Source organism: Nocardioides sp. zg-1230 (genome assembly GCF_013155335.1).
Classification (GTDB): domain Bacteria; phylum Actinomycetota; class Actinomycetes; order Propionibacteriales; family Nocardioidaceae; genus Nocardioides.
In genome coordinates, this window is sequence record NZ_JABJQZ010000001.1 from 1,363,972 (window position 1) to 1,388,351 (window position 24,380).

Genomic DNA, 24,380 nt, shown 5'->3' on the forward strand with positions numbered 1-24,380 from the left:
TGGGCCCCACGACAGGTCCCCGACGAAGGAGAAGTGCGATGCGTGCCGTGGTCTACACCGAGACAGGCGACAGCTCGGTCCTCGAGGTGGTCGACCGCGAGGCGGCCGAGCCGGGACCGGGTGAGGTCCGGGTGCGGATCGTCCGGGCCGGCGTCAACCCGACCGACTGGAAGTTCCGCGCCGGCGGCATGGGCAAGCTCGCCTTCCCCGAGGTCGTGCCCGGCCAGGACGGCGCCGGCGTCGTCGACGCCGTCGGGCCCGAGGTCGACGGCCTCGCCGTCGGTGACCGGGTCTGGACGATGCTGGCCCAGCACCAGCGCCCCGGCGGCACCGCCCAGGAGCTCGTCGTGGTGCCCGCCTCCCGGCTGACCGCGCTGCCCGACTCGGCGTCGTACGACGTCGGGGCCTCGCTGGGCGTGCCGGCGATCACCGCCCACCGCGCGCTCACCACCTCCGAGGACGGCCCCGACCGGCTCGCGGCGGGTGCGTTGTCCGGGCGGACGGTGCTCGTCGCCGGCGGTGCCGGGGCAGTCGGCAACGCGGCCATCCAGCTCGCCCGCTGGGCGGGCGCGACGGTCATCGCCACGGTCAGCAGCGACGACAAGGCGCGGCTCGCGACCGCCGCCGGCGCCCACCACACCCTGAACTACCGCGAGGGCGACGTCGTCGACGCCGTCCGCGGCCTCGCGCCCGACGGCGTCGACATCGTCGTCGAGGTCGCCCCCGCGCAGAACCTCCGCCTCGACCTTCGCGTCATCAAGCCCCGCGGAACCATCGCGATCTACGCCAACAACGGCGGCGACGAGGTGACTCTCAGCATCCGCGAGACCTTCTCGACCAACGCCCGCTTCCAGTGGGTGCTGCTCTACACGGTCGGCGACGCGGCCCTGCGCGCAGCGGCCGACGACGTCGCGGCGGCGGTGGCCGACGGTGCCTACGGGGTCGGCGAGGAGCACGGTCTGCCGCTGCACCACTACCCCCTCGAGCGGACCGCCGACGCCCACGCGGCCGTCGAGGACGGCGCCGTCGGCAAGGTGCTCATCGACGTCAGCGACGCCTGACCACCCACGCGCCCGCGCCGCACAGCAGCGCGGCGGTGAGGCAGGCGACGACGGCGCCGGCGACGTCGAGCCAGGCGTCGAAGCCGAGCGCACCGACCGCCTGCCCCACCGCCAGCGCGACGAAGAGCACCGACGTCCCGCGTCCGGCCGCCTCCGGCCACACGTCCCTGGCCCACAGGATCAGCACTCCTGACAGGCACATGTAGCCGGCGCCGAACCACGCCATCGCGACGTACGCCGGCCACGCGAGGCCCAGGCCCACGGCCGCAGCCAGGGACAGGGAGGCGAGGGCGACCGCCCCGCCGGACCAGCTCCACGCACCCGCGAGCCCGCGGCGCTCGACGAGTCCGCCGGTCAGCGGCCCCGCGAGTCCGCCGAGACCGAGCGCGATCCAGAGGAACCCGACGCGACCGTCGGCGACCGGACCCGACCCGGTCGCGACGAGGGGGCCGTAGGACCATACGAGCGCGGAGCCCGCGCCGACGACCGCCGCCGCCACGGCCGGCGTCACCAGCAGCTTCCAGTCGTACGACGTCCCGCGGCCGTCGGCGTCGACGGTGGCGGGCCGGTCGGGCTCGCGGGCGAGGAAGAGCACCCCTGCGGCGGCGAGGGCGTTGATCGCCGCCATCGACCACCAAGCGGCTGCGGTGGACGGCACCGCGAGGGCGAGGACGCCGGCGACGACCACGCCGACGGCCGTCCCGGTGTTGACCAGGGCCTGCGCGGTTGCGGCCGAGCGGGGCGGGGTGACCGCGTCGACGAGCCGCACCAGCGCGGGCGAGGCCAGGCCCGCGCCAGCCCCGCCCACGAGAACGAGCACGACGAACCACGCGGGGGAGGCGGTCGTCGCGACCCCGAGGCAGCCAAGCGCGGCCGTCGTACCCGCGACCAGGACCGCCGCCCGCGGCCGGCGGTCCGACACCCGGGCCGCGACCGCCGCGGCCACCGCGTAGGAGACGAACTGCGCCGCGGCCGCCCAGCCGACGACCGGCGCCAGGGCTGGGCGTTCGTCGACGAGACGCGGGGCGAAGAGGCCAACCCCGAAGCGGGCCAGGCCGTAGGTCGAGGCGATGAGCAGCGTGCCGGCCAGGGCAACGGCCACGCTGCGCGCGGTCGGCCCGGAGGAGACCGTCGCCGAGGGAACCATAACGAGCGTTCTACCATAACGGCCGTTATTCTCGTGGTCGTGGCCAGGACCGACACCCGTGAGCGCATCCTCGACAGCGCCGAGCGACTCTTCTTCACCGATGGCATCGGCGTGACCGGCGTCGACCACGTCGCCGCTGACGCCGGGGTCGCCATCGCCACGCTCTACCAGCACGTCGGCAGCAAGGACGGGCTGCTGGAGGCGGTGCTCGAGCGCCGGCTGCAGGCGTGGGCGGCCCAGTGGGAGGCGTCGATCGCGGCCGCGACGACCCCGCGGGACCGGGTGCTGGCCCTCTTCGACGCGCTGGTCGAGTTCCGGCGTTCCTCGGGCACGACCCAGTGGTGCTGCTTCCTCGCGACCGCGTCGGAGCGTCCGCGCCGCACCGGGGCGGACGACCCGGTCCTCCGCCTGGTCGAGGCGGACACCACCGCCCTGGTGGCGCGGCTCCGCGAGCTCGTCGACGAGGCGGGCGTGGCCGACCCGGACGCGACCGTCGCCCGGCTCCTCGTCGTCTACACAGGCGCGCTCGCCAGCCTGCTTCGCGGGGAGCCCGCCGACCCGCTCGGCGCGGCGCGGGCGATCGCCGACGTGCTCCTGCCCTAACCCGCTGGCTCCCGGTTGCGCAGCGCCCAGGCCGTGAGCGCCGTCGTGATCGGCACGGCCGCGACCAGGCCGATCGTGGCCACGGCGCTGCGGACGATCTCCTGCGCGACGACCTGGCTCGGCACGACGGCGGTGAGCGAGCCGTTGTCGGCCACCATCAGGACGAGCAGCGGCAGGGACGCCCCGGCGTAGGCCAGCACGATGGTGTTCACGACCGACGCCACGTGGGCGCGACCGACGCGGCTGCCGGCGCGGAAGAGCCCGCGGAACCTCGACGTGGGATCGGCCCGGGCGAGCTCGGCGACGGTCGCCGCCTGGCTCACCGTGACGTCGTCGAGCACGCCGAGGGAGCCGATGATGATGCCGGCCAGCAGCAGCCCGCGCACGTCGATGCCCTGCGAGGTGCCGACCGAGGCGGAGAGGTCGTCGGTAACGCCCGTCAGGTGGAGCCCGGACACGGCCACGGCTGCCAGCACCCCGGTCAGCACGAGGCTGGACAGCGTCCCGAGGACGGCCATCGTGGTGGTGAGGGCGAAGCCGTGGGTCAGGTAGAGCACGACGAGCACCACGGCGGAGGACCCGACCACCGCCACGAGGAGCGGCGGGCTGCCCGCGAGGATGGCCGGGATCACGAACACCGCCAGGATCCCGAAGGTCGCCGCCAGCCCCAGGAGCGCCGTCACCCCCCGCCACCGACCGAACGCGACCAGCGCCAGGACGAAGGCGAGGCCCAGCAGCCAGAGGCCGACCTCGCGCTGGTGGTCGACGACGGCGTACGACACCCCGTCGGGGGTCTCGTTGCGGATCAGCACCACGTCCTGTCCGACCTCGACGTCGGGGGCGCCGAGCCCGCCGGGCAGCGGTGCCGTGACCTCGTCGCCGTCGTCGAGGTCGACCCGCACCTCGCCGCAGCGCTCGACGTCGTCGGGCGTCCCCTCCGGGCACGGCTCGGGCAGCACCTCGGTGACCTGGCCGGTCAGCTCCGGGGCGGCGCCCTCCGCGCGCTCGACCGCCGACGACGGCGGCCAGAGCCACACCAGCGCGACCACGGTGAGCAGGGCGAGCGGCGCCACGACGGCCAGGACGGCGGTCAGGTGGAGCCGGGACCCGTCCGCGGGAGCGCGGCGGTGGTGGTGCGAGCCCATGCCCCTCCTCTATCCCGACCGCTTCGGCCCCAAGTCTCGCAGCAGCGCCTCCCGGCCGAGCCGCCGCTCCAGCTCCGCGACCTGGGCCAGCAGCAGCTCGGCGGCCGCGACGGCGTCGGTGAGGGCGTGGTGGGCGGTGTAGCTGGGCAGGCCGTGGGCACGACGCGCCGCGTCGAGCCGCAGCGAGCCGTGGACCTCGCCGTTGACGTCGGCGCGGAGGCGGTGCTCGAGGGCGAGGGTGTCGACGACGGTCAGCGGCGGGCGGGCGCCGTACGCCGTCACCGCGGCGGCGCCGACGAAGTCCACCTCGAGCGCGACGTGGTGGGCGAGGAGCACCCGGCCGTGCAGGTCGCCGAGCAGCAGCGGGAGCACGTCGGGGAGGGCGGGCGCGCCGGAGAGGGAGTCGTCGGTCAACCGGTGGATCGTCGCCGACGAGCCGACGTCCACGCCCTCCGGGGGGCGGACCCGGTGCTCGCGTGCCTCGCCGAGCAGCACGCGTCCGGCCACGACCGGCACCCAGCCGAGCGACAGGACGTGGTCGGTGCGCGGGTCGAGGCCGGTCGTCTCGAGGTCGAGCGCGAGGAGCTCGAGCTGCGACACCGGGGTCGCCGGCGGCGGTGCGGGCGCCGCGGCGAGGTCGCGCAGCGGGCCCGGCGGGTAGTGGTCGGGACGGCGGGTGCGTCGACGGAAGGAAACCTTCACTCGAACCCCGGCGGCAGGTGGTTGGACAGGCTCTGCTGGGCGGACCGCACGATCTCGAAGGCGTCGCGCAGGTGGCGGCGCTGCCGCTGGGTGAGGTCGGCGGGACGCAGGTTGTTGTCGGGGGCGACGCCCGCTCGTGCCTGGGCGGCCTGGTGGTGCAGCCGCAGGTAGGACATCAGCTCGAGGGCGTCGGCCAGCTCGGTGGCCGTGTCGCGGTCGATCGTGCCCGCCGTCGCGGCGGCAGCGAGCCGTCGTCGCGTGGAGAGCGCAGGGGACCCGGACCTCAGCGCGTGGATGCGTGCCAGCTGTACGACGGCCGAGATCGGCCGCTTGATGTCGAGGGTGTCGCGGTGCTCGCCGTGCCGCTCCAGCACGAGGCCGCGGAAGAAGCCGAGGGGCGGCCGCATCGCGAGCGCCTGTCGCGACAGGTGGCCGAGCAGACGCGGGGACGCCGTCGAGACGGAGGTCAGGTGCACCTGCTCGGTGAGCTCCCGGTCACCGAAGAGGTGGCGCATGTCGTGGAAGACCGCCGTGTGCAGGACGGCGTCGGGCTGGGGCTCCCGCGACCAGTCGGCGAAGCGCGCGCGCCACTGCGGGACGGTCAGGCGCCACTGGGGGTTGGTGGCCATCACGTCCCCCGGGCAGCGCGGCCAACCGCACTGCTCGAGCACGGCCGTGACCCGCTCGGCCAGCGCGGCGAACCACGCCACACCGTCCTCGTCGGGCTCCACGCCCAGCACGATGGCGTGGTCCTGGTCGGCGGTGAACCCCTCCTCGTCCCGCGCGGCCGACCCCAGCACGACCCAGCTGTACGGCACCGGCGGCGGCCCCAGCCCCTCGCCGGCCAGCTCCTCCTCGACGAGCGCCACCACGCGTCGTCGTACGGCGTCGCCGAGCGCGGTCGCGACGCGCGAGATGTCGGCGGCGCTGACGTCGCGCTCGACGAGCTGTCCGAGGACGGCGTGGATGCCGGGCGCCTCCGCCACGACGCCGGCCAGGGTCGGCTGACCGGCGATCGCCGCCGCGAGGTAGACGGGGTTGGCGTTCTCGAGCCGCACCAGGTCGGTGGTGGTGACCAGCCCGGCCGGGCGCCCGGAGTCGTCGACGACGGGGAGGTGGTGGATGTTGCGGCTCACCATCTCGAGCAGCGCCTCGAAGGCGAGCGCGTCCTCGGAGAGCGTGACGGGGTCGGCGGTCATCACCGACCGCACCGGGCTGTCGGGCGGCAGGTCCACCGCGAGCACCCGGTTGCGCAGGTCGCGGTCGGTCACGATGCCCAGGAGGGCGAGGTGCTCGACGACGAGGATGCACGAGACGCCGGCCCGGGACATCGTCCCCGCGGCCTCGCGCACCGACGCGTCGGGGTCGGTCGACACCGGCTCGCGCGTGACGAGGTCACCGACGCGCGTGCCCAGCGCGGTGCTGCCGGACGTCGCGCGCTGCAGGTTGCCGATGGCCCGGGACAGGCGCGCGTGGTGGGTGGCGGCGTAGAAGGTCGCGACGTCGGGATGGTCGCGCGTCAGCTCCTCGAACGCCGCCGGCTCGAGGACCAGCAGCAGGGTGTCCTCGACCGCGGTGCAGCGGTAGCGGGTGGGACGGTGCTCCAGCAGCGAGCTCATGCCGAAGGCCTCACCGGTGCCGACCCGGTCGACCAGCTCACCGGTCTCGTCGCGCACCTCCACGGCGCCCGAGCGGACGAGGTACAGCCCGTCGCCGTGGTCGCCGACGTCGAGGACGACGGTGCCGCGCCTGGCATAGCGGATCGTGCACCGTCGGGGCAGCGCGGCGAGCTCCGCAGCGGGCAGGCGGTCGAACGGCGCGTGGGCGGCGAGAAAGTCCCTGACCTCGGCGAGCTCGACGTCCATGGGGGCCATGGTGGCACCGATGCGGCCGGGCGCGGGCGGTCCGGGAGGATGCAGCCGTGACCGCCCCCGTGACCACCCCCGTCGTCGTCGAGCTGCCACGGTCGCGACCGGTCCCGTGGCGCGAGCGCAGCCGGCTGGTGCGCTGGCAGCGCCTGTGGCGGACGAGACGGCCGCGCACCTTCACCGAGAAGGTTCGCTACAAGATGCTGCGCGACCACCGGCCGCTGCTGGTGACGTTCGCCGACAAGGCCGCCGTGCGTGACCACGTCGCCGCGGTCCTCGGCGAGAAGGTCCTGCCGCGGGTGCACCTCGTCACCGACGAGCCGACCGACCTCACCGGTGCGGCGCTGCCGTCGTCGTACGTCCTCAAGCCGACCCACGGCAGCGGCGTCGCGGTCATCGTCTCGGACGCGGCGCCGGCCGACGCCCGGCTGCCCGAGCCGCGCTACGGCTGGGTCTACCGCCACGTGCGTCCCGAGCACGCGCCCGTCGAGGGGCTCGTCGAGATGGCGCGGTGGTGGCTGGCGCAGCTCTACGGGCAGGGCCCGAACCGCGAGTGGGCCTACGGCCACGTGTCCCGTCAGGTCCTGGTCGAGGAGCTGCTGGTCGGACCGGACGGCGGCGTCCCCGACGACTACAAGCTCTTCGTCTTCCACGGCACCTGCCACTACGTCCAAGTCGACCGCGGCCGCTTCGACCGGCGTACGCAGGACTTCTTCACCCGCGACTGGGAGCACCTGCCCCTCAGCGGCGGACACCCGTGGGCCGAGCCCGCGCCGCCGCGCCCGGACCGGCTCGACGAGATGATCGCGATGGCCGAGCGGCTCGGGCAGGACACCGACTTCGTCCGCGTCGACCTCTACGACCTCCCCGACCGGGTCGTGTTCGGGGAGCTGTCCAGCTTCCCCGCCGGCGGCGACAGCCCGTTCGAGCCCGAGTCGTTCGACCTGGAGTTCGGGCGCCACTGGACGCCTCCGCGCCGCTACCTCTGAGGATCTTGCGAGAAGACCGGGAAGAGGGGTACTCATCAGGGGAAGGCTCGCGGCCCCGCCGGGGCGCGCCTGAGCACCGAGGAGTCGATCCATGTCCACCCAGTCGACGCACACGCCCGCCTCGCCGGCCCCGTCCGGCGGCCCCCGCCGGATGACCCCCAAGGCCATCGCGATCTGGGGGGCGGTCGCCCTCGTCGGTGCCGTCTGCTGGACCGTCCTCGCGCTGTCACGCGGTGAGGAGGTCTCGGCCCTCTGGATCCTCTTCGCGGCGCTGTCCTCCTACGCGATCGCCTACCGCTTCTACGCCCGGTTCATCGCCTACCGGGTGCTGGGCGTCGACGACACCCGGGCCACGCCGGCCGAGCGCTACGACAACGGCCGCGACTTCGACGTCACCCACCGGCACGTCCTGTTCGGGCACCACTTCGCCGCGATCGCCGGCGCCGGCCCGCTCGTCGGCCCGGTGCTGGCCGCGCAGATGGGCTACCTGCCCGGCACGATCTGGATCATCGTCGGCGTCATCTTCGCCGGAGCCGTGCAGGACATGGTCGTCCTGTTCTTCTCGATGCGCCGCGACGGAAAAAGCCTGGGCCAGATGGTGCGCGAGGAGATCGGTGTGGTGGGCGGCATCGCCGCCCTGATCGCGGTCTTCGCGATCATGATCATCATCCTCGCCGTCCTCGCCCTGGTCGTCGTCAACGCCCTGGCCGAGTCGCCCTGGGGCGTGTTCTCGATCGGCCTGACCATCCCCATCGCGCTGTTCATGGGCTACTACCTGCGGGTGCTGCGTCCCGGCCGGGTCTCGGAGGTCACCGCGATCGGCGTCGCCCTGCTGCTGCTGGCGATCATCGGGGGCGGCTACGTCGAGCAGATGGGCCTCGAGGAGGCGCTGACGCTCTCGAAGGAGCAGCTCACGCTCGGTCTGGTCCTCTACGGCTTCATCGCCTCGATCCTGCCGGTGTGGATGCTGCTCACGCCGCGCGACTACCTCTCCACGTTCATGAAGATCGGCGTGATCGTGCTGCTGGCCGTCGGGCTCATCCTGGCCGCGCCGGTCCTGCAGCAGGAGGCGGTGACCGACTTCGCGCTCGAGGGCACCGGCCCCGTCTTCGCCGGCAAGCTGTTCCCGTTCGTCTTCATCACCATCGCCTGCGGTGCGCTGTCCGGCTTCCACGCCCTCATCTCCTCGGGCACGACGCCCAAGATGGTGGCGAAGGAGAGCCAGGTCCGGATGATCGGCTACGGCGGCATGCTGATGGAGTCGTTCGTCGCGATCAGCGCCCTCATCGCCGCCAGCGTGATCGACCCGGGTCTCTACTTCGCGATGAACAGCCCGGCCGGCGCCACCGGGGCCGACCCGGCCACCGCGGCGGAGTTCGTCGCCGGCCTCGGCTTCACCATCACGCCCGACCAGCTCACCGCGGCGGCGGCAGCGGTGGAGGAGGGAACGCTCATCTCCCGCACGGGTGGCGCACCGACGTTGGCGCTCGGCATGTCCCAGATCTTCACCGAGGCGTTCGGCGGCGGGCTCGCCGCGTTCTGGTACCACTTCGCGATCATGTTCGAGGCGCTCTTCATCCTCACCGCCGTCGACGCCGGCACCCGGGTGGGTCGCTTCATGCTGCAGGACACGGTCGGCAACGTGTGGCCCAAGTACGCCGACCTCTCCTGGAAGCCGGCCTCGTGGTCGGCCAGCGCCGTCGTGGTCGGCCTGTGGGGCTACATGCTCTACGTCGGGGTCACCGACCCGCTGGGTGGCATCAACCAGCTGTTCCCGCTCTTCGGCATCGCCAACCAGCTGCTCGCGGCGATCGCGCTGACGCTGTGCGTCACCCTGCTGATCAAGCACGGCAAGGTGAAGTGGGCGTGGGTGCCCGGCATCGGCCTGGCCTGGGACCTCGTCACCACGATGACGGCGAGCTACCAGAAGGTCTTCTCCGACAACCCCGCGATCGGCTACTTCACCCAGCGGGAGCGCTACGCCGACGCCCTCGACGCCGGTGAGCTGCTCGCGCCCGCGACGGACGTCGACCAGATGGAGCAGATCGTCCTCAACTCGACCGTCAACGGCACCCTGCAGGCGACGTTCGCGCTCCTCGTGCTCGTGGTGGTCGTCAACGCGTTCGTCATCTGGATCAAGGCGCTGCGGGCCGGCAGCCTGCCGACCACCGAGGTGCCGTGGCACGAGTCCCACCTCGTCCAGCCGTCCGACTTCTTCGCCACGGCTGACGAGAAGGAGGCCGTGCGCGAGTGGGAGGCCGCCGGGCACGGCCGAGAGGTGGGGAGCCACCGATGACGACCGTGCTGCAGGTGGCCCGCCGGCTGCGCTGGTACGTCCGCGAGCTCACCGGGGAGGCCCGGTGGGACGACTACCTCGCGGAGTGCCGGGAGTTCGGCGACCAGCCGATGTCGCGGCGCGAGTTCGAGCGCCGGCGGGACCATGAGCGCGAGCACCAGGCGGTGGGCCGCTGCTGCTGACGTGCCGGCCGCGCCCGTCGTCAGCAGCCCCGGGGCTCAGAACACCTGGGGCACGAACGTCTGCTCGTGCGCCGGTGTGCGGACGTACGGGATGTCGCGCACCTCGGGGAGCTCCACGCGCGGCGGCGCCACGTCCTCGTAGTCGAACTGCGAGAGGAGGTGGCTGATGCAGTTGAGCCTGGCTGCGCGCTTGTCGTCGGACGGGACGACGTACCAGGGGGCCTGCTTGATGTCGGTGTACTGGAAGGTGGTGTCCTTCGCCATCGAGTAGCGGATGTAGAGCTCGCGCTCGGCGAGGTCCATGTCGGACAGCTTCCACCGCTTGAGCGGCTCGTCGTTGCGTGCCTCGAAGCGACGCAGCTGCTCCTCGGCGCTGACCGAGAACCAGTACTTCAGGACCACGATCCCCGATCGCACCAGCATCCGCTCGAACTCCGGGCAGCTGCGCAGGAACTCCTGGTGCTCGTCCTCGGTGCAGAAGCCCATCACCCACTCGACGTTCGAGCGGTTGTACCAGCTGCGGTCGAACAGGACCATCTCACCGGCCGCGGGCAGGTGCTCGACGTAGCGCTGGAAGTACCACTGGGTGCGCTCGCGGCTGGTCGGCTTGGGGAGCGCCGCGATCCGCACCGTGCGCGGGCTGGTGCGCTCGGTGATCCGCTTGATCACCCCGCCCTTGCCGGCCGAGCCGCGACCTTCGAAGATCACCAGGACCTTCAGGCCCTGCGACTGGATCCAGTACTGCAGCAGCACCAGCTGCTCCTGCAGCCGCTCCATCTCGGCCTCGTAGGCCGACCGCCGCACCCGTCCGGCGGCGTTGTAGCGCTCGTCGCTCCCCGTCATGGACCGAGACTACGGCGCCTCAGGCGGGGAGGCGGTTCAGCACGGTCGTCATGTCGTCCTCGGTGTCGCTGCCGATCTTCTCGAAGACGATCTTCATGACCGGGTCGGCGACCTTGGCCGCGCCCTTGAGCCGGATCTCCGCGTGGTAGGTGATGCGGCTGCCCGGGCCGTCGGGGCTCGGCACGACCGTGATGGTGTCGACGGACCGCGCGGTGTCGTTGTGCCCGACCAGGACGATGGTGTCGTCGGTGAGCTGCTGGAGCGTGTAGGTCAGCTCGGTGGACACCCCGGCGATCTTGGACACGTTGTGCCACGACGACCCGACCTGGACCGGGCCGGAGTCCTGGCGGGTGCACGACTCGGTGCCCGGGTCCCACTCCTCGGCGTTGCCGAAGTCCTTGAGGTAGTCGATGACGACGGTGGGCTGGGGACGGACGTCGAAGGTGCGGCTCACGGTGGTCATGGCTCGACAGTAGGCAGGCGCCCGCAGGTGGCAGACCGCCCGAACGGGTGCCACATTGGGCCCATGCCGACCGAGACGCACGACCTGCCCGACCTGCCCGGTGCCGCCGACCACCTCGAGCTGTGCCTGCGACTGGCCGAGGAGGCGCTCGCGGACGGGGACGGGGCCTTCGGCTCGGTGCTGGTCGACGCATCGGGTGCCGTGCTGCGCTCCGGGCGCAACCGCGAGGTGTCCGGCTCGGACCCGACGGCCCACCCCGAGCTCGAGCTGGCGCAGTGGACCGCGGCCCACGTGCCCGCCGCCGAGCGCGCCGGCTGTGTGGTCTACACCTCCGGCGAGCACTGCCCGATGTGCGCCGCCGGCCACGCGTGGGTCGGGCTGGGCCCGATCGTGTACGCCGCCTCGTCCGCGCAGCTCTCGCAGTGGCGCGCGGAGTGGGGCCTGCCCGCCTCACCTGTCGCGGCGCTCCCGGTCACCGACGTCGCGCCGGGCGTGCGCGTCCACGGACCCGTGGCGCCGTACGACGACCGCGTCCGCGCGCTGCACGAGCGGTCGCGTGGGGATGCGTGACCTCGTCCTCACCGGCGCCCGGGTCTTCGACGGGTTCCGCCACCTCGGTGAGGTCGGCGACGTGCTGGTGCGGGACGGTCGGGTGGCGGCGGTGGGCGGGTCGCTGCGGACGCCCGGTGCCGAGGTCGTCGACTGCGGCGGGGCCCTGCTCCTGCCCGGCTTCACCGACGCGCACGTCCACCCGGTGCAGGGCGGTCTCGAACGGCTGACCTGCGACCTCAGCGAGCTCGCCGTCGACAGTGCCGCCTACCTCGCGCACGTGGCGGCGTACGCCGCCTCCCGTCCCGACCTCGACTGGGTCCAGGGCGGCGGCTGGGCGATGGCCGCCTTCCCCGGCGGGCTGCCGACCGCGGCCGAGCTCGACTCCGTGGTCGGCGACCGCCCTGCCGCGCTGGTCAACCGAGACCACCACGGCATGTGGGTCAACTCCCGCGCGCTCGAGGTCGCCGGCATCACCCGCGACACCCCGGACCCGGCCGACGGGCGCGTCGAGCGCGATGCCTCGGGCGAGCCGACCGGCGTGCTGCACGAGGGTGCGATGGACCTCGTGCTCGACGTGCTGCCGGTGCCGGACGCCGACGCGCTGTACGCCGGACTGCTGGAGGGGCAGCGCCACCTCCTGTCGCTGGGCATCACCGGGTGGCAGGACGCGATCGTCGGGTCGTACGCCGGCATGCAGGACACCGGGCCGACCTACCGGCGTGCGGCCCGGTCGGGCGACCTCGTGGCCACGGTCGTCGGGGCGCTGTGGTGGGAGCGCGAGCGCGGCCTCGAGCAGGTTGCCGAACTGGTCGGGAGGCGCTCGGCGTACTCCCACGGCCGCTTCGCCGCGACCTCGGTCAAGATCATGCAGGACGGCGTCGCGGAGAACGGGACCGCGGCGCTCGTCGAGCCCTACCTCGACCGGTGCGGCCACGCGACGACCAACTCGGGCCTCTCCTTCGTCGACCCGGCGGCGCTGCGCGGGATCGTCGGCGCGCTCGACGAGGCCGGTTTCCAGGTCCACGTCCACGGGCTGGGCGACCGCGGTGTCCGCGAGGCGCTCGACGCGCTCGAGGGCACCGACCCCCGGCGTCGGCACCACATCGCGCACCTCCAGCTGGTGCACCCGACAGACGTGCCGCGGTTCGCCGAGCTGCAGGTGGCCGCCAACCTGCAGGCGCTGTGGGCCTGCCTGGACGACCAGATGGTCGACCTGACCATCCCGTTCCTCGGTGCGGAGCGGGCGGCACGGCAGTATCCCTTCGGCGACCTCCACCGCGCCGGCGCCCGCTTCGTCGCCGGGAGCGACTGGCCGGTCAGCACCCCGGACCCCCTCCGGGCGATCCACGTCGCCGTCCACCGGATGGCCCACGGGGAGCCCGGTCCCGCCGGGAGCGAGCCGTTCCTCGCCGATCAGGCGCTGTCCCTCGAGGTCGCGCTCGCGGCCTACACCTCCGGCTCGGCGTGGGTCTGCCACCGCGACGACGCCGGGAAGGTCGAGCCCGGCGCGGTCGCGGACCTCGTCCTGCTCGACCGCGACCCGTTCGACGCCCCGGACGAGATCGGTGCCGCCCGGGTCGAGCGGGTGTGGGTCGGGGGAGAGCCGGTCGTCGGCGGGTGAGGCGTCTGGCTCGGGCCGCGGTACCCATCGAGCAGGTCGATGCCCGGCGGCTGACAGGCAGGCGTGACGCACACGTGTCCGAGATGTGGCCCTGGATCGAGACGGCGAATGTCGATCAGGTCAGCTCAGCCACCATCGCAGCACAGGCGTCGTCCGTGCGGCCCGTGGATCCCTTGACGTCGCCCAGGAACTCGAGGAACTCGTCGTCGGACGGATCCTGCGGAGTGCCGTTGTTGTCGATGAGGATCTCCCAGCGGCTCTGGCCCGGGTTGCGGGCGATGGCCTTCCCGTCCATCCCGTACCAGGTCTCGTTGCCCGTCCCCAGCACGAGGATCGTGAACGTCCCGTCACCGTTGTCGGTCACCTTCAGGTCCTTGCCGATCGTGCGTGACGCGTAGGTGACGAATCGGTCGTCGTCCGGGCTCGTGATGGTCTGGTGGACGGTTGCCTGCTCGAGGAAGTAGGGCAGCTGGGCGGCGCCCCGGGACCCCAGGCGGAAACGGAAGTCATTGACGCTCTCGACCTCGACGTCGAGGTCGTCGACGCCGCAGAATCCGGTGACGACGAAGCTGAACTCCTCGTGGATGGTGCCGCTGTCGATCGGCTTGGCTGTGGCAGGACCGCCGCCGGCGGCGACGGCGAGCAGGGTGGCCGCGGCTGCCGCGGCGCTGAGGGGAGCGAGTCTGCGCATGGGAGGCCTCGATTCCAGAGAGAGCCGGGTCATCAAGTCTTCGGCCCCCGACCGGTCAGGGGAATCCCCGAGCCGCGTCATCTGCGGAAATGACCCTCGCTAACCTCGACGCCATGCCGAACATCGCGACGAACACCGAGGTCGGGCTCGACGAGCTGCTGGAGTTCGTACGCCCGCGGCACCGGATGCTGCTCATCACCGAGCGCGCGGACGGCAGCCCGCAGGCGTCACCGGTGAGCGGAGGCGTCGACGACAGCGGCCGCATCGTCGTGGCGACCTACCCGCAGCGCGCGAAGACTCGCAACGCGCGGCAGCGGCCAGGTGTCTCGGTGGTCGTGCTCTCCGACGAGTGGGACGACGCGTGGGTGCAGGTCGACGGGACGTGCGAGGTGCTCGACGCCAGCGAGGGGGAGGAGGCGCTCGACGCTTTCGTGGAGTACTTCCGCTCCATCGCCGGGGAGCACTCCGACTGGCAGGAGTACCGGGAGGCGATGGTCGACCAGGGCAAGTCGTTGCTCCGGATCACGCCCACCCGCTGGGGCACCGTGTCGACCGGCGGATTCCCACCCGAGGTGGCCGCCCGCCGCTAGGCATCGGTTTCAGGGCGGATGCCACGATGAAGGGCATGCAGACCACCGCCCGCGAGCCCGCGTGGAAGGGCGCTGCGCTCGTCACGGGCGGCTTCGTCGCGCTGCTGTGGGTGCTCGAGATCTTCGACGCCGCGACGGGCAATCCGCTCGACGCGTACGGCGTCCAGCCCCGCAGCGAGGACGGGCTGGCCGGCGTGGCGTTCGCGCCGACCCTGCACTTCGGCTTCGACCACCTGGTCAGCAACACCGTGCCCGTGCTCGTGCTGGGCTTCCTCACCCTTGCCACCGGCGTCGCCCGCGGTCTCGCCGCCACCGCGATCATCTGGGTCGTGGGCGGCTTCGGCGTGTGGCTCTTCGCCCAGCCGGGCAGCACCCACGCGGGCGCGTCCGTGCTGATCTTCGGCTGGATCGTCTACCTCGTCGTGCGCGGCTTCCTCAACCGCCGTACCTCCGAGATCCTCATCGGCGTCGCGGTCTTCCTGCTCTACAGCGGCGCGCTGCTCGGCGTGCTGCCCGGCCAGCCCGGCGTCTCGTGGCAGGGACACCTCTTCGGTGCCATCGGCGGCTTCATCGCGGCACGTGCCCTGACCACCCGGCAGCGCAGTGAGTCGAGCATCACGTACTGATCGGTAACAAACCCCGGACGGGTCCGTCGCCCGGCTCCTAGCCTGCCCGTCATGCGCGCTCTCGCCCTCCGCCCCCTCGTCCTCACGTCCGTCCTCGCTGCCCTGCTCGTCCCCACGCTCGCCGCCTGCGGCGGGGAGGCCGACGCGTCCGGCACGACCGCCCGCACCGAGGCCGACGCCGCAGAGGCGGAGGCGCTCGCGGACTGGCGTACGGCGGTGGAGGACGAGCTCGGCACGGACACCTTCGACTTCGCCGCCCTGCAGCAGACCGCCGCCGCCGACTGCGTGCGGACCGACGCCGGTGACTGGACCGTCGAGCTGGCGCTCAGCGGCGACCTGTCCACCTCCGCGCTCACCCGCATCGGTCTCGAGCACGCGTGCAGCGACGTGGTCGCGGCCTTCGACGAGGCCGTCGCCGCCGTCGAGCGGGCGGCCGACCCGCTCGAGCTGGTGTGCGGCCCGGATGTCGAGCTGTCGGCCGAGGCGGCGTTGTCCGCCGACCTGGTCTGCGGGAACCGTTAGTTCTCCGGCGGGGGCTGGTCCGGGTCGGCGTCCGGGTCGGGGATCGTCTCGGGCAGGTCGCGCACCGGCACGACGACCACGTCGTGGACCTTCCAGTCGAGCTCGCGCAGCACGTCGGCGGCCGCCTCGAGCTGCTCGAGGGTCGGGGTCCGACCGGACACCGGGCGCACGAACGACTCGACGTGGAAGACGTGGCCCTGGTCGCGCACGCGGCTGCGGCTGTCGTCGACCCAGGAGAGGCTGGCCAGCACGTCGTCGACGCGTCGGGTGAGCGGGTGCGGGTGCTCGTCGTCGTACGTCCGGGCGCGCTCGTCCATCAGCGCCGTGGTCGAGTAGTGCAGGTTGGTCCAGCCGTCGCGCACGATCGACAGCGAGATGAGCAGCGCCGCGCCGGAGTCCGCCCACCACAGCCCGAGGCCGATGCCGAGCACGCCGGCGATGGTGCCGGCGGCCGTCATCCAGTCGGCCTTCTGCATGTCGGCGTCGGCGTAGAGGACCTTGTCGTGGAGCTTCTCGGCGAGCGGCAGCTTCATCCGGCCCAGGACGAACGGGCCGATGCCGGTGTAGACCATGGCCGCCACCATCAGCCAGCCGGCCCAGAAGGTGTGGCCGAGGAGCCGGACCGTGCCGATCGGCGGGTGCTCGGCGCGCAGCAGCCCCATCGCGGAGTCGACGGCCAGCAGCAGGCCGACGGCCAGCAGCGCGATGGCCGCCGTGAGGTGGCCGACGCCGGTGGCCCGATGGAAGCCGTAGGGGTGGTCGGCGGTGGGACGACGGCGACCGATGCGTACGGCGACCAGGAAGGCCAGCGGTGGCACGAGCGCCAGTGAGTCCTCCACCCACGCCGTCTTCATCGCCTGCGAGCTCCCGGCCGTCGCGAACACCACCGCGACGCAGGTGAGCATGTAGAGCAGCGTGATCACCTCGAGCCGCTTGGCCCGGCGCAGTGCGTCGGCCTGCTCGGGCGGCAGCTCGGTGTGCCCGAACCAGTGCCCGGACCCGCCGGACGGGGAGGTCTCCGTGCGACTCATGGGCGACCGCCCGCGGTGGGCTGGGCGTCGAGCCAGCGCTCGAGCTCGGACTGCAGGGCGTTCTCGCCCAACGGCACCATCATCACGTGCGCCTCGGTCGTGCCGGCGACCTCGACCTCTGTGTAGGCCCGGGTCAGGCCGACCTTGTCGACCCACGCGTTCGCGTCGGTGAAGCCGCCGACCGCGAGGTCGATCTCGCCGCCCTCGAGCAGCCGGACGAGCTCCTCCTCGCCGGCGACGGTCCACCGGACCTCGGCGGCGAGGTGGTCGGCGAACCCCAGGACGAGCCGCGGCTCAGGCCCCGCCGGCGGATCGTCGGCCACGTCGACCCAGCCGGGCCGGGGGGAGGCCCCGACGCGGAGGACGCCGTCGCCGCGGACCCGGTCGAGGGTGCCGTCGGGATCGGCGGGGAAGTCGTCGGGGATCACCGAGCCGCACCCTGCCAGCAGCACGACGGCGGCGACGAGCAGCAGCACGCGGCGGATCTGCGACATCACTCCACCCGGTCCCCGGTTCCCGCGGCCGAGCCCGGTCGCTTCAGCAGCGGCCGGGTCGCCGGCCCCTCGAGCACGTCGCCGTCGCGGGAGAAGCGCGACCCGTGCAGCGGGCAGTCCCACGTCTCCTCGGCGTCGTTCCACTTGAGCAGGCCGCCGAGGTGGGTGCACACGCCCACCACGCCGCAGGCGCGGGCCTGGGCGGGTCCGGCCGTTCCGGGCAGCCGCTCGCGGGCGGTGCGCACGGCGCCGGTGAGGACGGCCGCCCCGACCCCGAGGTTGATCCGGGCCAGCTCGGCGGCGTTGGACGCCGACGGTGCCCGACCGCTGAGGGTCTGTGCCCAGGTCGGCATGTCGCCGAGGATGTCGGCGGAGATGGCGCGCGCCGCGACCACCGCGTTGGTCATGCCCCACTTCTCGTAGCCGGTGGCGACGTGGATCCGGTCACCGCCGCGCCGGAGCGGTCCGACGTACGGCACCCCGTCGGGGCTGCTGTAGTCCTGGGCCGACCAGTGGTGGGTCTCGGAGGTGGCCGGGTACCACTTCGCGGTCCACGCCCGCAGTGCCTCGAGGTGGGCGAGGTGGGAGTCCGTGCGGCCGACGACGTGGCCCGCGCCGCCCACGACGAGCGTGCCGCCAGGGGCGTCGCGCACCGACCGGGCGTCGGAGCCGGCGGAGAGGTACATCCCGTCCATCGGGCCGGCGCCGTCGAGGGCGAGCACGTAGGAGCGTTGCGGCTCGAGCCGGGCGAAGTGCAGGCCACGGTCGAGGATCGGGGTGCCGGTCGCGAGCACCAGGTGCTCCGCGGTCAGGTTCTCGCCGCCCTCGAGGCGGACCGTGGGCCGGCCGCCCTTCGAGACCGACCGCACGCGGTGGCCCTGGTGCAGGGTGCCGCCGTGGGCGCGCAGCTGCTCGGCGAGCGCGCCGAGGACGTCCATGGCGTCGAGCTGCGCCTGGTCGGCGAGCGTGGTCGCGGCCACGTGCGGGAACGGGACGTCGAGGGTGTCGCGCCAGGCGACGTCGAGGCCGAGCGCGGACGCGGCCTCGTGCTCCTGCTCGACCGACGAGCGCTCCTGCTCGTCGGCGGCGTACGTCACCGCGGTGCGGCGCTGGACGGGCACGCCGTGGTCGTCGCAGAACCGCAGCAGCCACTCCATGCCCTCGCGGTTGGCGTCGACGTAGGCCGCGGCGACGTCGTCGGACTGGTGGCGGCGGATCCGGGAGAGGTGGGTGCCCTGGAGCAGCGAGACCTTGCCGGTGGTCCGTCCGGTGGTGACCGCGCCGACCTGCCGGGCCTCGACGCATGCGACGCGTAGGCCGGCCCGGGCGAGCAGGAGGCTGGTCGTCAGACCGGTGAGCCCGGCGCCCACGACGAGGGCGTCCAGCGCCTCGCCCGGCTCGGGCAGGGGGTCGTCGGCGACGGGGGCGGCACGGTCGAGCCAGAGCGAGGTCACGACTCGTCCTCCACCTCGGCGGCCGGGTCCTCGGGCTGCGGCTCGGCGTTGACCGGGTCGGTGTCGAGGTGGGTCTGCGGGTCGGTCCACGGCTCCTGCGTCGGGTCGTCGGACTGCGTCATCTCATCTCCTGCGGTGGGGGTGCGGGACGCCGTCCCCGTACCCCGTCACGAATGGGATCAGTCGGGGGTGCATGAGGTGCACCCCTGGGGGGTACAACCACTACACGCCGGGGTGGTCCCGCCAGGACCACGGCGGCCAGCGCGAGACCCGCCGGTCTTGACCTCCCGTACGCCGTGCGAGGTGACTCCGGCGGGTTTCGTACGTCCGGGCTCGCGGCTCAGTGCGAGCGCAGCGGGCTGTCCTCGAGGCGGTCGAGCAGGTCGCGCGGGCCATCGTAGACCGCTCCCGCCCCGGCAGAGGTGAGCCGCTCGGCGGAGACGCCACCGCTGCGCAGCCCGACGCACGGCACCCCGGCGGCCTCGGCGGACAGGACGTCCCAGACGGCGTCGCCGACCACGACGGCCCGGCCGCCGGGCTCGCCGCCCGCCCGCTCGATGGCGAGCCGGACCATGTCGGGCGCCGGCTTGGTGGCTGCATCGTCCGAGCCGGTCACGACCGCCGTGAGGTGACGGCGTACGTCGACGAGCTCGAGCAGGTCGTCGACGAGGTCGCTCTCCGAGGAGCTGGCCAGCACGAGCCGGTGCCCCTGGCCCGCGAGGGCCTCGACCAGGTCGGCGGCGCCGTCGAGGGCGCACACCGTGCGGAGCTGGGAGCGGAAGTACTCGTCGTGCAGCTTGCGCACGTCCTCGCCCACGGCCGACTCGGCCGGGTCGCCGGCGACGTGGGCGACGAGCCGGTCGCCACCCATCCCGATCGCCTCGTGGACGCGTACGGCGCTGACGTGCAGGCCGACGTCGTGGAAGGCGGCGTGCCAGGCGACGACGTGCTGGTAGACCGAGTCGACCAGCGTGCCGTCCAGGTCCAGGACGACGACGGGGCGGGGCAGGGTCTCGGCGTTCACGGCAGCGTCGTACCCCGACGTCCGTGGCCCCATGCGCGGGCGCGGGGTGGCCGCCCCAGCGGGTGTGGTGTGGCCCCGGGCGGGGGGAGGACCATCGAGAGCTCAGGCAACACCGATGTGTCGAGGGGATCGATATGGAGCTGCTGCCGCAGAGTCGGGAGGCGTTGGACGAGTACGTGACGGCGTCCATCGATGACATGGAGGGCCTGCTGCGGGTGATCGAGGGCTGGGCCGTGCGCTCGGTGCCGGACTGCGTCGCCCTCAGCGTCACCCTCCTCGACGAGGACCTGACCTTCACCCTCGTCGACCGCGCGGCGACGGGCGAGCCGCGGCACGACGAGCCTCGGCACGACAGGACCGGCGACTCCGGACCCGGGCCGCCGCCGGCGGAGGTGCATCCCCTCGACGAGCTGGACTGGGCCGACACGGCCCGCGAGCGCGCGTTCGGCGCGATCGCCAGCACCGTGTGCCTGCCGGTGGTGGAGCACGGCCGAGCCGTGCTCAACATCGACCTCTACGCCTCGACCGCCTACGCCTTCCGCGACCGCATCGACGGGCTCGTGGAGGCGCTCGGTGCCTGGCAGGCGGGTGCCGTCACCAACGCCGACCTCGGGTTCGAGACCCTCCGTCGCGCCCAGCAGGCGCCCGAGCGGCTGCGCGAGCAGCGTCTCGTCGACGTCGCCGTGGGCCTGGTCGCGGCCCGGATGGCGGTGACGACGGACGTGGCCGCGGTGATGCTGCGCGAGTCCGCCGAGCGCGCCGGCGTGTCCCAGTCGGAGGCGGCGTGCGTGGCCCGGGTGCTGCTGGCATAGGTCCACCCACCGCGGGGCGTATGCGCCCCGCCCATCGGGGTACTGCGGGCCATGCAACAACGACCTACTGCCCCCGTCACCCGCCACGTCAAGGTGGCGATCATGGAGGAGAGCGAGCTCGTCGTCCACGGCCTCCGCGCCATGCTCGAGCCGCACTCCGCACTGGTCACCCTGGTGGCGCACCGGGCCGACGGTCCGGCGCCCCTGTGCGACCTCACCCTCTACGAACCCCACCGCCGATCCGCGGGCGTCCGGCCTGCCCCGCAGCGCTTCCCGACCCGGATGGTGGCCTTCGGCTGGGACTGCAGCCCCGAGGCCGTCTCCACCGAGATGTCGCGCGGCGCCGCCGGCTTCGTCAGCAAGTGGCTGCCGGCCCGGCGCCTGGTGTGGAACCTGCTCCAGATCGCCGACGGCCGCGTCGTCGTCGACGCCTGGACCGGTCAGGCCGAGGCGGAGAAGGCGGCTGCCGAGAAGTGGCCCCTCACCCAGCGCGAGACCGAGGTGCTCTCGATGATCGCCTCCGGCAAGGCCAACCGCGACATCGCCGAGGAGACCAACCTCAGCATCAACTCGGTGAAGTCCTACATCCGCGGCGCCTACTCCAAGATCGAGGTGACCTCGCGCTCGCAGGCGGTGCTCTGGGCGATCCAGCACGGGCTGCTCATGACGCCCGAGCCCGAGCCGACCCGCGCTCCCCGGGTGCCCCTCCGCGCCGCACGATGACCCGGTTCGGCTACTTCCTCTCCTGCGAGGAGTACGCACCGGACGAGCTGCTCGAGCAGGCGCGGCTCGCCGAGCGCGCCGGCTTCGACAGCCTCTGGATCAGCGACCACTTCCACCCGTGGACCAACGCGCAGGGGCAGTCGCCCTTCGTGTGGTCGATGATCGGTGCGGTCGCGCAGGTGTGCGACCTGCCGGTCACCACGGCGGTCACCTGCCCGACCGTGCGCACGCACCCGGCGATCGTCGCCCAGGCCGCGGCCACCTCCGCGGTGCTGCTCGGCGAGGGACGCTTCACCCTCGGCGTGGGCACCGGCGAGGCGCTCAACGAGCACGTGCTCGGTGACGTCTGGCCGCACGCCGAGCGGCGCCTCGAGATGCTCGAGGAGGCCGTCGAGGTGATCCGCGAGCTGTGGACCGGGGAGGTGGTCTCGCGCCACGGCCGGCACTACACCGTCGACACGGCGCGCATCTACACGCTGCCCGACGAGCCGCCGCCGATCTACATGAGCGCCTTCGGGCCGAAGGCGCTCGACGTGGCGTGCCGCATCGCCGACGGCTTCGTCACCACCCAGCCCGACGCCGAGTCCGTGGAGACGTTCCGCGCCGCCAAGGGCGCCGACGCACCCACGCAGGCCGGCTTCAAGGTCGCCTGGGGACCCTCCCGCGACGAGGCGATCGACGCGGCGTACCAGCTGTGGCCCAACTCCGGCGTGCCCGGCGAGCTCGCGCAGGTGCTGCCGAGCCCGCAGCACTTCGAGCAGGCCAGCGAGCTGGTGACGCGCGAGGCCTTCGCCGAGAAGGGTGCCTTCGGCCCCGACGTCGCCGAGCACGTCGAGGCCTACGCGCCGTTCGTCGACGCGGGCTTCAGCGAGGTGTACGTCGCCAACATGGGCCCGCACTACGCCGACATGATCGCGGCCTACGGGTCCGACGTGCTCCCGCAGCTGCGCGACCGGGGCTGAGGCGGCTCCCGTCCCCTCAGCCGTCGTACTCGGGGTGGCCCTCGACGTCGGCGGGCCTCGCCTCGTGCCCCTCGCGCCCGCGGGTGCGCCGCAGCTCCTTCATCTCCGCCTCGAAGACGTGGCGCTGCCCGTCCACGAGCTCGTCGAGGATGCGCTGGTGGAGCTCCTTGGTGCGCGCGTAGAAGCCGTCGTCGAAGGCCTCGACCATCTGGAACGACCACATGCCGGGCAGCGGGTTCTGCCCGAGGACGTCGCGGTCGAGGGCGTCGGCGAGCTCGTCGTGGCCGGCCTCGCGCACCAGCGCCTCGGCCTCCTCGAAGGTCGACTCGGCGCTGCCCATCAGGCGGTGGAAGGCGTAGAGGTGGCCCCGCGCGTCCTCGACGTGGTCGAGCGCGGCCGAGACCTTGCCGACCGCCTCGACGGTCTCGTCGGTGACTCCGTCGGGCCGCTGGTGCTCGGGAGCGGGCTGGTCGTCCATGCTCCGAGGCTCACAGACCACGCCCGTCCGGCACCACCTGCCAACGGGCGGGTCCTCGCCCGGTCCTACTCCGCGGTGACGCCCTGCTCCGGGACGCCCTGCTCCGGGACGCCCTGCTCCGGGACGCCCTGCTCCGGGAGCTCACGCGTGGCGACCACCTGGGCCGCCAGGTCGCGGAGCTTGACGTTGGCCTGCGAGGACAGCCGTCGCAGGACGTCGAAGGCGCGGTCCTCGTCGAGGGCGTAGCGCTCCATGATCATCCCCATCGCCTGGCCGATCACGGTGCGGGTCTCGATCGCACGGACGAGCTGCTCGTCGTTGATCGACCGTGCCAGGGCGACCGCCGCCATCGCCGCGATCGTGTGGCCCTGCAGCACGTCCTCGTCGGTGAAGGAGCGCGGCTGGGTCGCGTAGACGTTGAGCGCACCCCAGGTGCGGTCGGGCCGGGTGAAGAGGCGGAAGCTGAGGCTGGAGCGGATGCCGAGCTCCTCGACCATCGCGCGGCCCCACGAGGGCCACCGCGGGTCGGTCGCGAGGTCGTCCACCAGGACGGTCGCGTGCTCGCGGATCGCCTCGCGGCACGGCCCCTCGCCCAGCTCGTACTGGGCCTGGTCGAGCTCGCGCAGCCGCTCGCTGGTGGCGACGGGAGTGCGGATCTTGTCCCGTTCGACGACCGAGATGCCGACGTGGTCGCAGGCGGTGAAGAACTCGGGCGTGATCTCGACGAGCCGTTGCAGGGTGTGCGGCGGATCGACCTGGGCGTCGAGCTCACGTACGGCGTCGGCCAGCTGACGTTCGAAGACGTCGTTGATGAGGCACCTGCTTAAGGGTGAAGGCGGACCTCCACGCTCCCACTTCCCGACCCGCCGCGCAACGTCAGCTGGCCCGCTCGGACCGCCGGCCCTCCAGCTCGCGCACCAGCTCGTCGAGGGCGAGGCTCGTCGCCCGTGCGACGACCTCCCCGGGGTCCCCGGTGAACCGGGTGTGCAGCGGCCGCGTGCCCGCCTCGGTGGACACGGCGAGGTGGACGGTGCCCGGCGGGCAGTCCTCCTGGGGGCCGGGGCCACCGACCCCGGTGATACCGAGGGCGACGTCGGCGCCCAGCAGGCGGCGTACGCCGTCCGCCATCTCGCGCGCGCACGCGGCGGTCACCACGGGGCCGCGGGTGACGCCCAGCACCTCGAACTTCACCTCCTCGTCGTAGGCGACGACGCCGCCGCGGTACCACTCGCTCGCGGCTTCGCCACGACCCAGGAACGACGAGATCCGTCCTGCGGTCAGCGACTCCGCGACCGCCACCCGCAGACCGTGCGACGTCGCCAGCTCCGCGATGCGGTCGGCACGCGCCGCGTCGGTCGGCTCCATCCCGGTCGGCTCTGGCTCGGTCGGCTTCGCGTCACTGCTCACGGGTCATGCGTTCCCCGCGCACGCGCCCGTCATGCACGCATGGAAGCAGCCCTGCGGGGCACTGGTCGGGGACGCATCACGCACACGATCGAGC

General features: G+C 73.2%; 28 protein-coding genes. 13 read left to right on the forward strand and 15 right to left on the reverse strand.

The features are described from left to right. Nucleotides 1–38 precede the first annotated feature (38 nt). The gene (locus tag HOO61_RS06630) at nt 39–1,061 is read left to right on the forward strand and encodes an NADPH:quinone reductase (RefSeq protein WP_172257813.1); all 1,023 of its coding nucleotides are present in this window, start codon (nt 39–41) and stop codon (nt 1,059–1,061) included. On the opposite strand, the gene HOO61_RS06635 is transcribed toward HOO61_RS06630, so the two are convergent. Next, nucleotides 1,048–2,208, reverse strand: a complete 1,161-nt coding sequence (locus HOO61_RS06635; RefSeq protein ID WP_172257814.1) for an MFS transporter — start codon at nt 2,206–2,208, stop codon at nt 1,048–1,050. The genes HOO61_RS06630 and HOO61_RS06635 overlap by 14 nt on opposite strands. A 39-nt stretch (nt 2,209–2,247) precedes the next feature. On the opposite strand from HOO61_RS06635, the gene HOO61_RS06640 reads away from it, so the two are divergent. After that, complete coding sequence (locus tag HOO61_RS06640) at nt 2,248–2,811, forward strand: TetR/AcrR family transcriptional regulator (RefSeq protein WP_172257815.1); 564 nt, start codon at nt 2,248–2,250, stop codon at nt 2,809–2,811. On the opposite strand, the gene HOO61_RS06645 is transcribed toward HOO61_RS06640, so the two are convergent. Genes HOO61_RS06645 through HOO61_RS06655 form a run of 3 tightly spaced genes read right to left on the reverse strand, consistent with a single transcriptional unit; the run spans nt 2,808 to nt 6,523 of the window. After that, a complete protein-coding gene (locus HOO61_RS06645; protein ID WP_172257816.1) occupies nt 2,808–3,956 on the reverse strand; it encodes a YibE/F family protein in 1,149 nt (382 codons plus the stop codon). The two genes, HOO61_RS06640 and HOO61_RS06645, sit on opposite strands and share 4 nt — an antisense overlap. A gap of 9 nt (nt 3,957–3,965) precedes the next feature. After that, nucleotides 3,966–4,658 (reverse strand): exonuclease domain-containing protein, encoded by a 693-nt coding sequence (locus tag HOO61_RS06650; RefSeq protein ID WP_172257817.1) that lies wholly within the window; start codon nt 4,656–4,658, stop codon nt 3,966–3,968. Then, complete coding sequence (locus tag HOO61_RS06655; protein WP_172257818.1) at nt 4,655–6,523, reverse strand: putative nucleotidyltransferase substrate binding domain-containing protein; 1,869 nt, start codon at nt 6,521–6,523, stop codon at nt 4,655–4,657. Before HOO61_RS06655 ends, HOO61_RS06650 begins: the two co-directional genes overlap by 4 nt. A 56-nt stretch (nt 6,524–6,579) precedes the next feature. Here HOO61_RS06655 and HOO61_RS06660 point away from each other — a divergent pair, with 56 nt between their 5' ends. The 3 genes from HOO61_RS06660 to HOO61_RS06670 all read left to right on the forward strand — a co-directional run bounded on the left by HOO61_RS06660 (nt 6,580) and on the right by HOO61_RS06670 (nt 9,993). After that, nucleotides 6,580–7,515, forward strand: a complete 936-nt coding sequence (locus HOO61_RS06660; protein ID WP_216658571.1) for an ATP-grasp fold amidoligase family protein — start codon at nt 6,580–6,582, stop codon at nt 7,513–7,515. Between the two features lie 91 nt (nt 7,516–7,606). Then, complete coding sequence (locus HOO61_RS06665; RefSeq protein ID WP_216658572.1) at nt 7,607–9,811, forward strand: carbon starvation CstA family protein; 2,205 nt, start codon at nt 7,607–7,609, stop codon at nt 9,809–9,811. Continuing rightward, nucleotides 9,808–9,993: a YbdD/YjiX family protein gene (locus HOO61_RS06670; RefSeq protein WP_172257819.1), complete on the forward strand. Its 186-nt coding sequence runs from the start codon at nt 9,808–9,810 to the stop codon at nt 9,991–9,993. The genes HOO61_RS06665 and HOO61_RS06670 overlap by 4 nt, the downstream gene beginning before the upstream one ends. 36 nt (nt 9,994–10,029) lie before the next feature. On the opposite strand, the gene ppk2 is transcribed toward HOO61_RS06670, so the two are convergent. Continuing rightward, nucleotides 10,030–10,836 (reverse strand): polyphosphate kinase 2, encoded by an 807-nt coding sequence (gene ppk2 / locus HOO61_RS06675; protein ID WP_172257820.1) that lies wholly within the window; start codon nt 10,834–10,836, stop codon nt 10,030–10,032. A 19-nt stretch (nt 10,837–10,855) separates the two neighbouring features. Continuing rightward, a complete protein-coding gene (locus tag HOO61_RS06680) occupies nt 10,856–11,299 on the reverse strand; it encodes an SRPBCC family protein (RefSeq protein ID WP_172257821.1) in 444 nt (147 codons plus the stop codon). A gap of 63 nt (nt 11,300–11,362) precedes the next feature. On the opposite strand from HOO61_RS06680, the gene HOO61_RS06685 reads away from it, so the two are divergent. Both HOO61_RS06685 and HOO61_RS06690 read left to right on the forward strand, forming a co-directional pair. Continuing rightward, the gene (locus tag HOO61_RS06685; RefSeq protein WP_172257822.1) at nt 11,363–11,869 is read left to right on the forward strand and encodes a nucleoside deaminase; all 507 of its coding nucleotides are present in this window, start codon (nt 11,363–11,365) and stop codon (nt 11,867–11,869) included. After that, nucleotides 11,862–13,472 carry an amidohydrolase gene (locus HOO61_RS06690; protein ID WP_172258187.1) on the forward strand — a complete coding sequence of 537 codons (1,611 nt, stop codon included), beginning with the start codon at nt 11,862–11,864 and terminating at the stop codon, nt 13,470–13,472. Before HOO61_RS06685 ends, HOO61_RS06690 begins: the two co-directional genes overlap by 8 nt. A 115-nt stretch (nt 13,473–13,587) precedes the next feature. On the opposite strand, the gene HOO61_RS06695 is transcribed toward HOO61_RS06690, so the two are convergent. Continuing rightward, complete coding sequence (locus HOO61_RS06695) at nt 13,588–14,163, reverse strand: hypothetical protein (protein WP_172257823.1); 576 nt, start codon at nt 14,161–14,163, stop codon at nt 13,588–13,590. Nucleotides 14,164–14,276: 113 nt separating this feature from the next. Between HOO61_RS06695 and HOO61_RS06700 the strand changes: the two genes are divergently transcribed. The 3 genes from HOO61_RS06700 to HOO61_RS06710 are packed head-to-tail and all read left to right on the forward strand — an operon-like array spanning nt 14,277 to nt 15,901. Then, nucleotides 14,277–14,753: a PPOX class F420-dependent oxidoreductase gene (locus tag HOO61_RS06700; protein ID WP_172257824.1), complete on the forward strand. Its 477-nt coding sequence runs from the start codon at nt 14,277–14,279 to the stop codon at nt 14,751–14,753. Nucleotides 14,754–14,788: 35 nt separating this feature from the next. Then, nucleotides 14,789–15,379 carry a rhomboid family intramembrane serine protease gene (locus tag HOO61_RS06705; protein WP_216658573.1) on the forward strand — a complete coding sequence of 197 codons (591 nt, stop codon included), beginning with the start codon at nt 14,789–14,791 and terminating at the stop codon, nt 15,377–15,379. A 51-nt stretch (nt 15,380–15,430) separates the two neighbouring features. Next, the gene (locus HOO61_RS06710; protein WP_172257826.1) at nt 15,431–15,901 is read left to right on the forward strand and encodes a hypothetical protein; all 471 of its coding nucleotides are present in this window, start codon (nt 15,431–15,433) and stop codon (nt 15,899–15,901) included. On the opposite strand, the gene HOO61_RS06715 is transcribed toward HOO61_RS06710, so the two are convergent. The 5 genes from HOO61_RS06715 to HOO61_RS06730 form a co-directional block, all read right to left on the reverse strand. Further along, nucleotides 15,898–16,932, reverse strand: a complete 1,035-nt coding sequence (locus HOO61_RS06715; protein WP_172257827.1) for a cation transporter — start codon at nt 16,930–16,932, stop codon at nt 15,898–15,900. The two genes, HOO61_RS06710 and HOO61_RS06715, sit on opposite strands and share 4 nt — an antisense overlap. Further along, entirely contained in the window at nt 16,929–17,426 is a 498-nt protein-coding gene (locus HOO61_RS06720; protein WP_172257828.1) for a hypothetical protein, read from the reverse strand. The genes HOO61_RS06715 and HOO61_RS06720 overlap by 4 nt, the downstream gene beginning before the upstream one ends. After that, nucleotides 17,426–18,880, reverse strand: coding sequence for an FAD-dependent oxidoreductase (locus HOO61_RS06725; protein ID WP_172257829.1), 1,455 nt, complete (start codon nt 18,878–18,880; stop codon nt 17,426–17,428). The genes HOO61_RS06720 and HOO61_RS06725 overlap by 1 nt, the downstream gene beginning before the upstream one ends. Continuing rightward, nucleotides 18,877–19,002, reverse strand: coding sequence for a hypothetical protein (locus HOO61_RS24490; RefSeq protein ID WP_301538949.1), 126 nt, complete (start codon nt 19,000–19,002; stop codon nt 18,877–18,879). The genes HOO61_RS06725 and HOO61_RS24490 overlap by 4 nt, the downstream gene beginning before the upstream one ends. Before the next feature lie 218 nt (nt 19,003–19,220). Continuing rightward, nucleotides 19,221–19,904, reverse strand: a complete 684-nt coding sequence (locus tag HOO61_RS06730; protein ID WP_172257830.1) for an HAD family hydrolase — start codon at nt 19,902–19,904, stop codon at nt 19,221–19,223. 134 nt (nt 19,905–20,038) lie between these two features. On the opposite strand from HOO61_RS06730, the gene HOO61_RS06735 reads away from it, so the two are divergent. From HOO61_RS06735 to HOO61_RS06745, 3 genes are all read left to right on the forward strand, one after another. Then, nucleotides 20,039–20,716, forward strand: coding sequence for a hypothetical protein (locus HOO61_RS06735; RefSeq protein WP_172257831.1), 678 nt, complete (start codon nt 20,039–20,041; stop codon nt 20,714–20,716). A gap of 102 nt (nt 20,717–20,818) precedes the next feature. Further along, nucleotides 20,819–21,439 (forward strand): response regulator transcription factor, encoded by a 621-nt coding sequence (locus HOO61_RS06740; RefSeq protein WP_172257832.1) that lies wholly within the window; start codon nt 20,819–20,821, stop codon nt 21,437–21,439. Next, nucleotides 21,436–22,401 carry a TIGR03557 family F420-dependent LLM class oxidoreductase gene (locus tag HOO61_RS06745; protein WP_172257833.1) on the forward strand — a complete coding sequence of 322 codons (966 nt, stop codon included), beginning with the start codon at nt 21,436–21,438 and terminating at the stop codon, nt 22,399–22,401. Before HOO61_RS06740 ends, HOO61_RS06745 begins: the two co-directional genes overlap by 4 nt. Nucleotides 22,402–22,417: 16 nt before the next feature. Here the strand turns inward: HOO61_RS06745 and HOO61_RS06750 are convergent, their stop codons facing one another. The 3 genes from HOO61_RS06750 to HOO61_RS24035 all read right to left on the reverse strand — a co-directional run bounded on the left by HOO61_RS06750 (nt 22,418) and on the right by HOO61_RS24035 (nt 24,286). Continuing rightward, nucleotides 22,418–22,879, reverse strand: a complete 462-nt coding sequence (locus HOO61_RS06750; protein ID WP_172257834.1) for a hypothetical protein — start codon at nt 22,877–22,879, stop codon at nt 22,418–22,420. Nucleotides 22,880–22,944: 65 nt separating this feature from the next. Next, a complete protein-coding gene (locus HOO61_RS06755) occupies nt 22,945–23,691 on the reverse strand; it encodes a GAF and ANTAR domain-containing protein (RefSeq protein ID WP_367650078.1) in 747 nt (248 codons plus the stop codon). Nucleotides 23,692–23,755: 64 nt separating this feature from the next. Next, nucleotides 23,756–24,286, reverse strand: coding sequence for a CinA family protein (locus tag HOO61_RS24035; RefSeq protein ID WP_367650047.1), 531 nt, complete (start codon nt 24,284–24,286; stop codon nt 23,756–23,758). Nucleotides 24,287–24,380 lie beyond the last annotated feature (94 nt).

Bases quoted from the DNA above. Each gene is read 5' to 3' on its own strand.
- HOO61_RS06630 (WP_172257813.1), top strand. From the start codon at position 39: ATGCGTGCCGTGGTCTACACCGAGACAGGCGACAGCTCGGTCCTCGAG.
- HOO61_RS06635 (WP_172257814.1), bottom strand. From the start codon at position 2,208: ATGGTTCCCTCGGCGACGGTCTCCTCCGGGCCGACCGCGCGCAGCGTG.
- HOO61_RS06645 (WP_172257816.1), bottom strand. From the start codon at position 3,956: ATGGGCTCGCACCACCACCGCCGCGCTCCCGCGGACGGGTCCCGGCTC.
- HOO61_RS06655 (WP_172257818.1), bottom strand. From the start codon at position 6,523: ATGGACGTCGAGCTCGCCGAGGTCAGGGACTTTCTCGCCGCCCACGCG.
- HOO61_RS06665 (WP_216658572.1), top strand. From the start codon at position 7,607: ATGTCCACCCAGTCGACGCACACGCCCGCCTCGCCGGCCCCGTCCGGC.
- HOO61_RS06670 (WP_172257819.1), top strand. From the start codon at position 9,808: ATGACGACCGTGCTGCAGGTGGCCCGCCGGCTGCGCTGGTACGTCCGC.
- ppk2 (WP_172257820.1), bottom strand. From the start codon at position 10,836: ATGACGGGGAGCGACGAGCGCTACAACGCCGCCGGACGGGTGCGGCGG.
- HOO61_RS06680 (WP_172257821.1), bottom strand. From the start codon at position 11,299: ATGACCACCGTGAGCCGCACCTTCGACGTCCGTCCCCAGCCCACCGTC.
- HOO61_RS06685 (WP_172257822.1), top strand. From the start codon at position 11,363: ATGCCGACCGAGACGCACGACCTGCCCGACCTGCCCGGTGCCGCCGAC.
- HOO61_RS06690 (WP_172258187.1), top strand. From the start codon at position 11,862: ATGCGTGACCTCGTCCTCACCGGCGCCCGGGTCTTCGACGGGTTCCGC.
- HOO61_RS06695 (WP_172257823.1), bottom strand. From the start codon at position 14,163: ATGCGCAGACTCGCTCCCCTCAGCGCCGCGGCAGCCGCGGCCACCCTG.
- HOO61_RS06700 (WP_172257824.1), top strand. From the start codon at position 14,277: ATGCCGAACATCGCGACGAACACCGAGGTCGGGCTCGACGAGCTGCTG.
- HOO61_RS06705 (WP_216658573.1), top strand. From the start codon at position 14,789: ATGCAGACCACCGCCCGCGAGCCCGCGTGGAAGGGCGCTGCGCTCGTC.
- HOO61_RS06710 (WP_172257826.1), top strand. From the start codon at position 15,431: ATGCGCGCTCTCGCCCTCCGCCCCCTCGTCCTCACGTCCGTCCTCGCT.
- HOO61_RS06715 (WP_172257827.1), bottom strand. From the start codon at position 16,932: ATGAGTCGCACGGAGACCTCCCCGTCCGGCGGGTCCGGGCACTGGTTC.
- HOO61_RS06720 (WP_172257828.1), bottom strand. From the start codon at position 17,426: ATGTCGCAGATCCGCCGCGTGCTGCTGCTCGTCGCCGCCGTCGTGCTG.
- HOO61_RS24490 (WP_301538949.1), bottom strand. From the start codon at position 19,002: ATGACGCAGTCCGACGACCCGACGCAGGAGCCGTGGACCGACCCGCAG.
- HOO61_RS06735 (WP_172257831.1), top strand. From the start codon at position 20,039: ATGGAGCTGCTGCCGCAGAGTCGGGAGGCGTTGGACGAGTACGTGACG.
- HOO61_RS06740 (WP_172257832.1), top strand. From the start codon at position 20,819: ATGGAGGAGAGCGAGCTCGTCGTCCACGGCCTCCGCGCCATGCTCGAG.
- HOO61_RS06745 (WP_172257833.1), top strand. From the start codon at position 21,436: ATGACCCGGTTCGGCTACTTCCTCTCCTGCGAGGAGTACGCACCGGAC.
- HOO61_RS06750 (WP_172257834.1), bottom strand. From the start codon at position 22,879: ATGGACGACCAGCCCGCTCCCGAGCACCAGCGGCCCGACGGAGTCACC.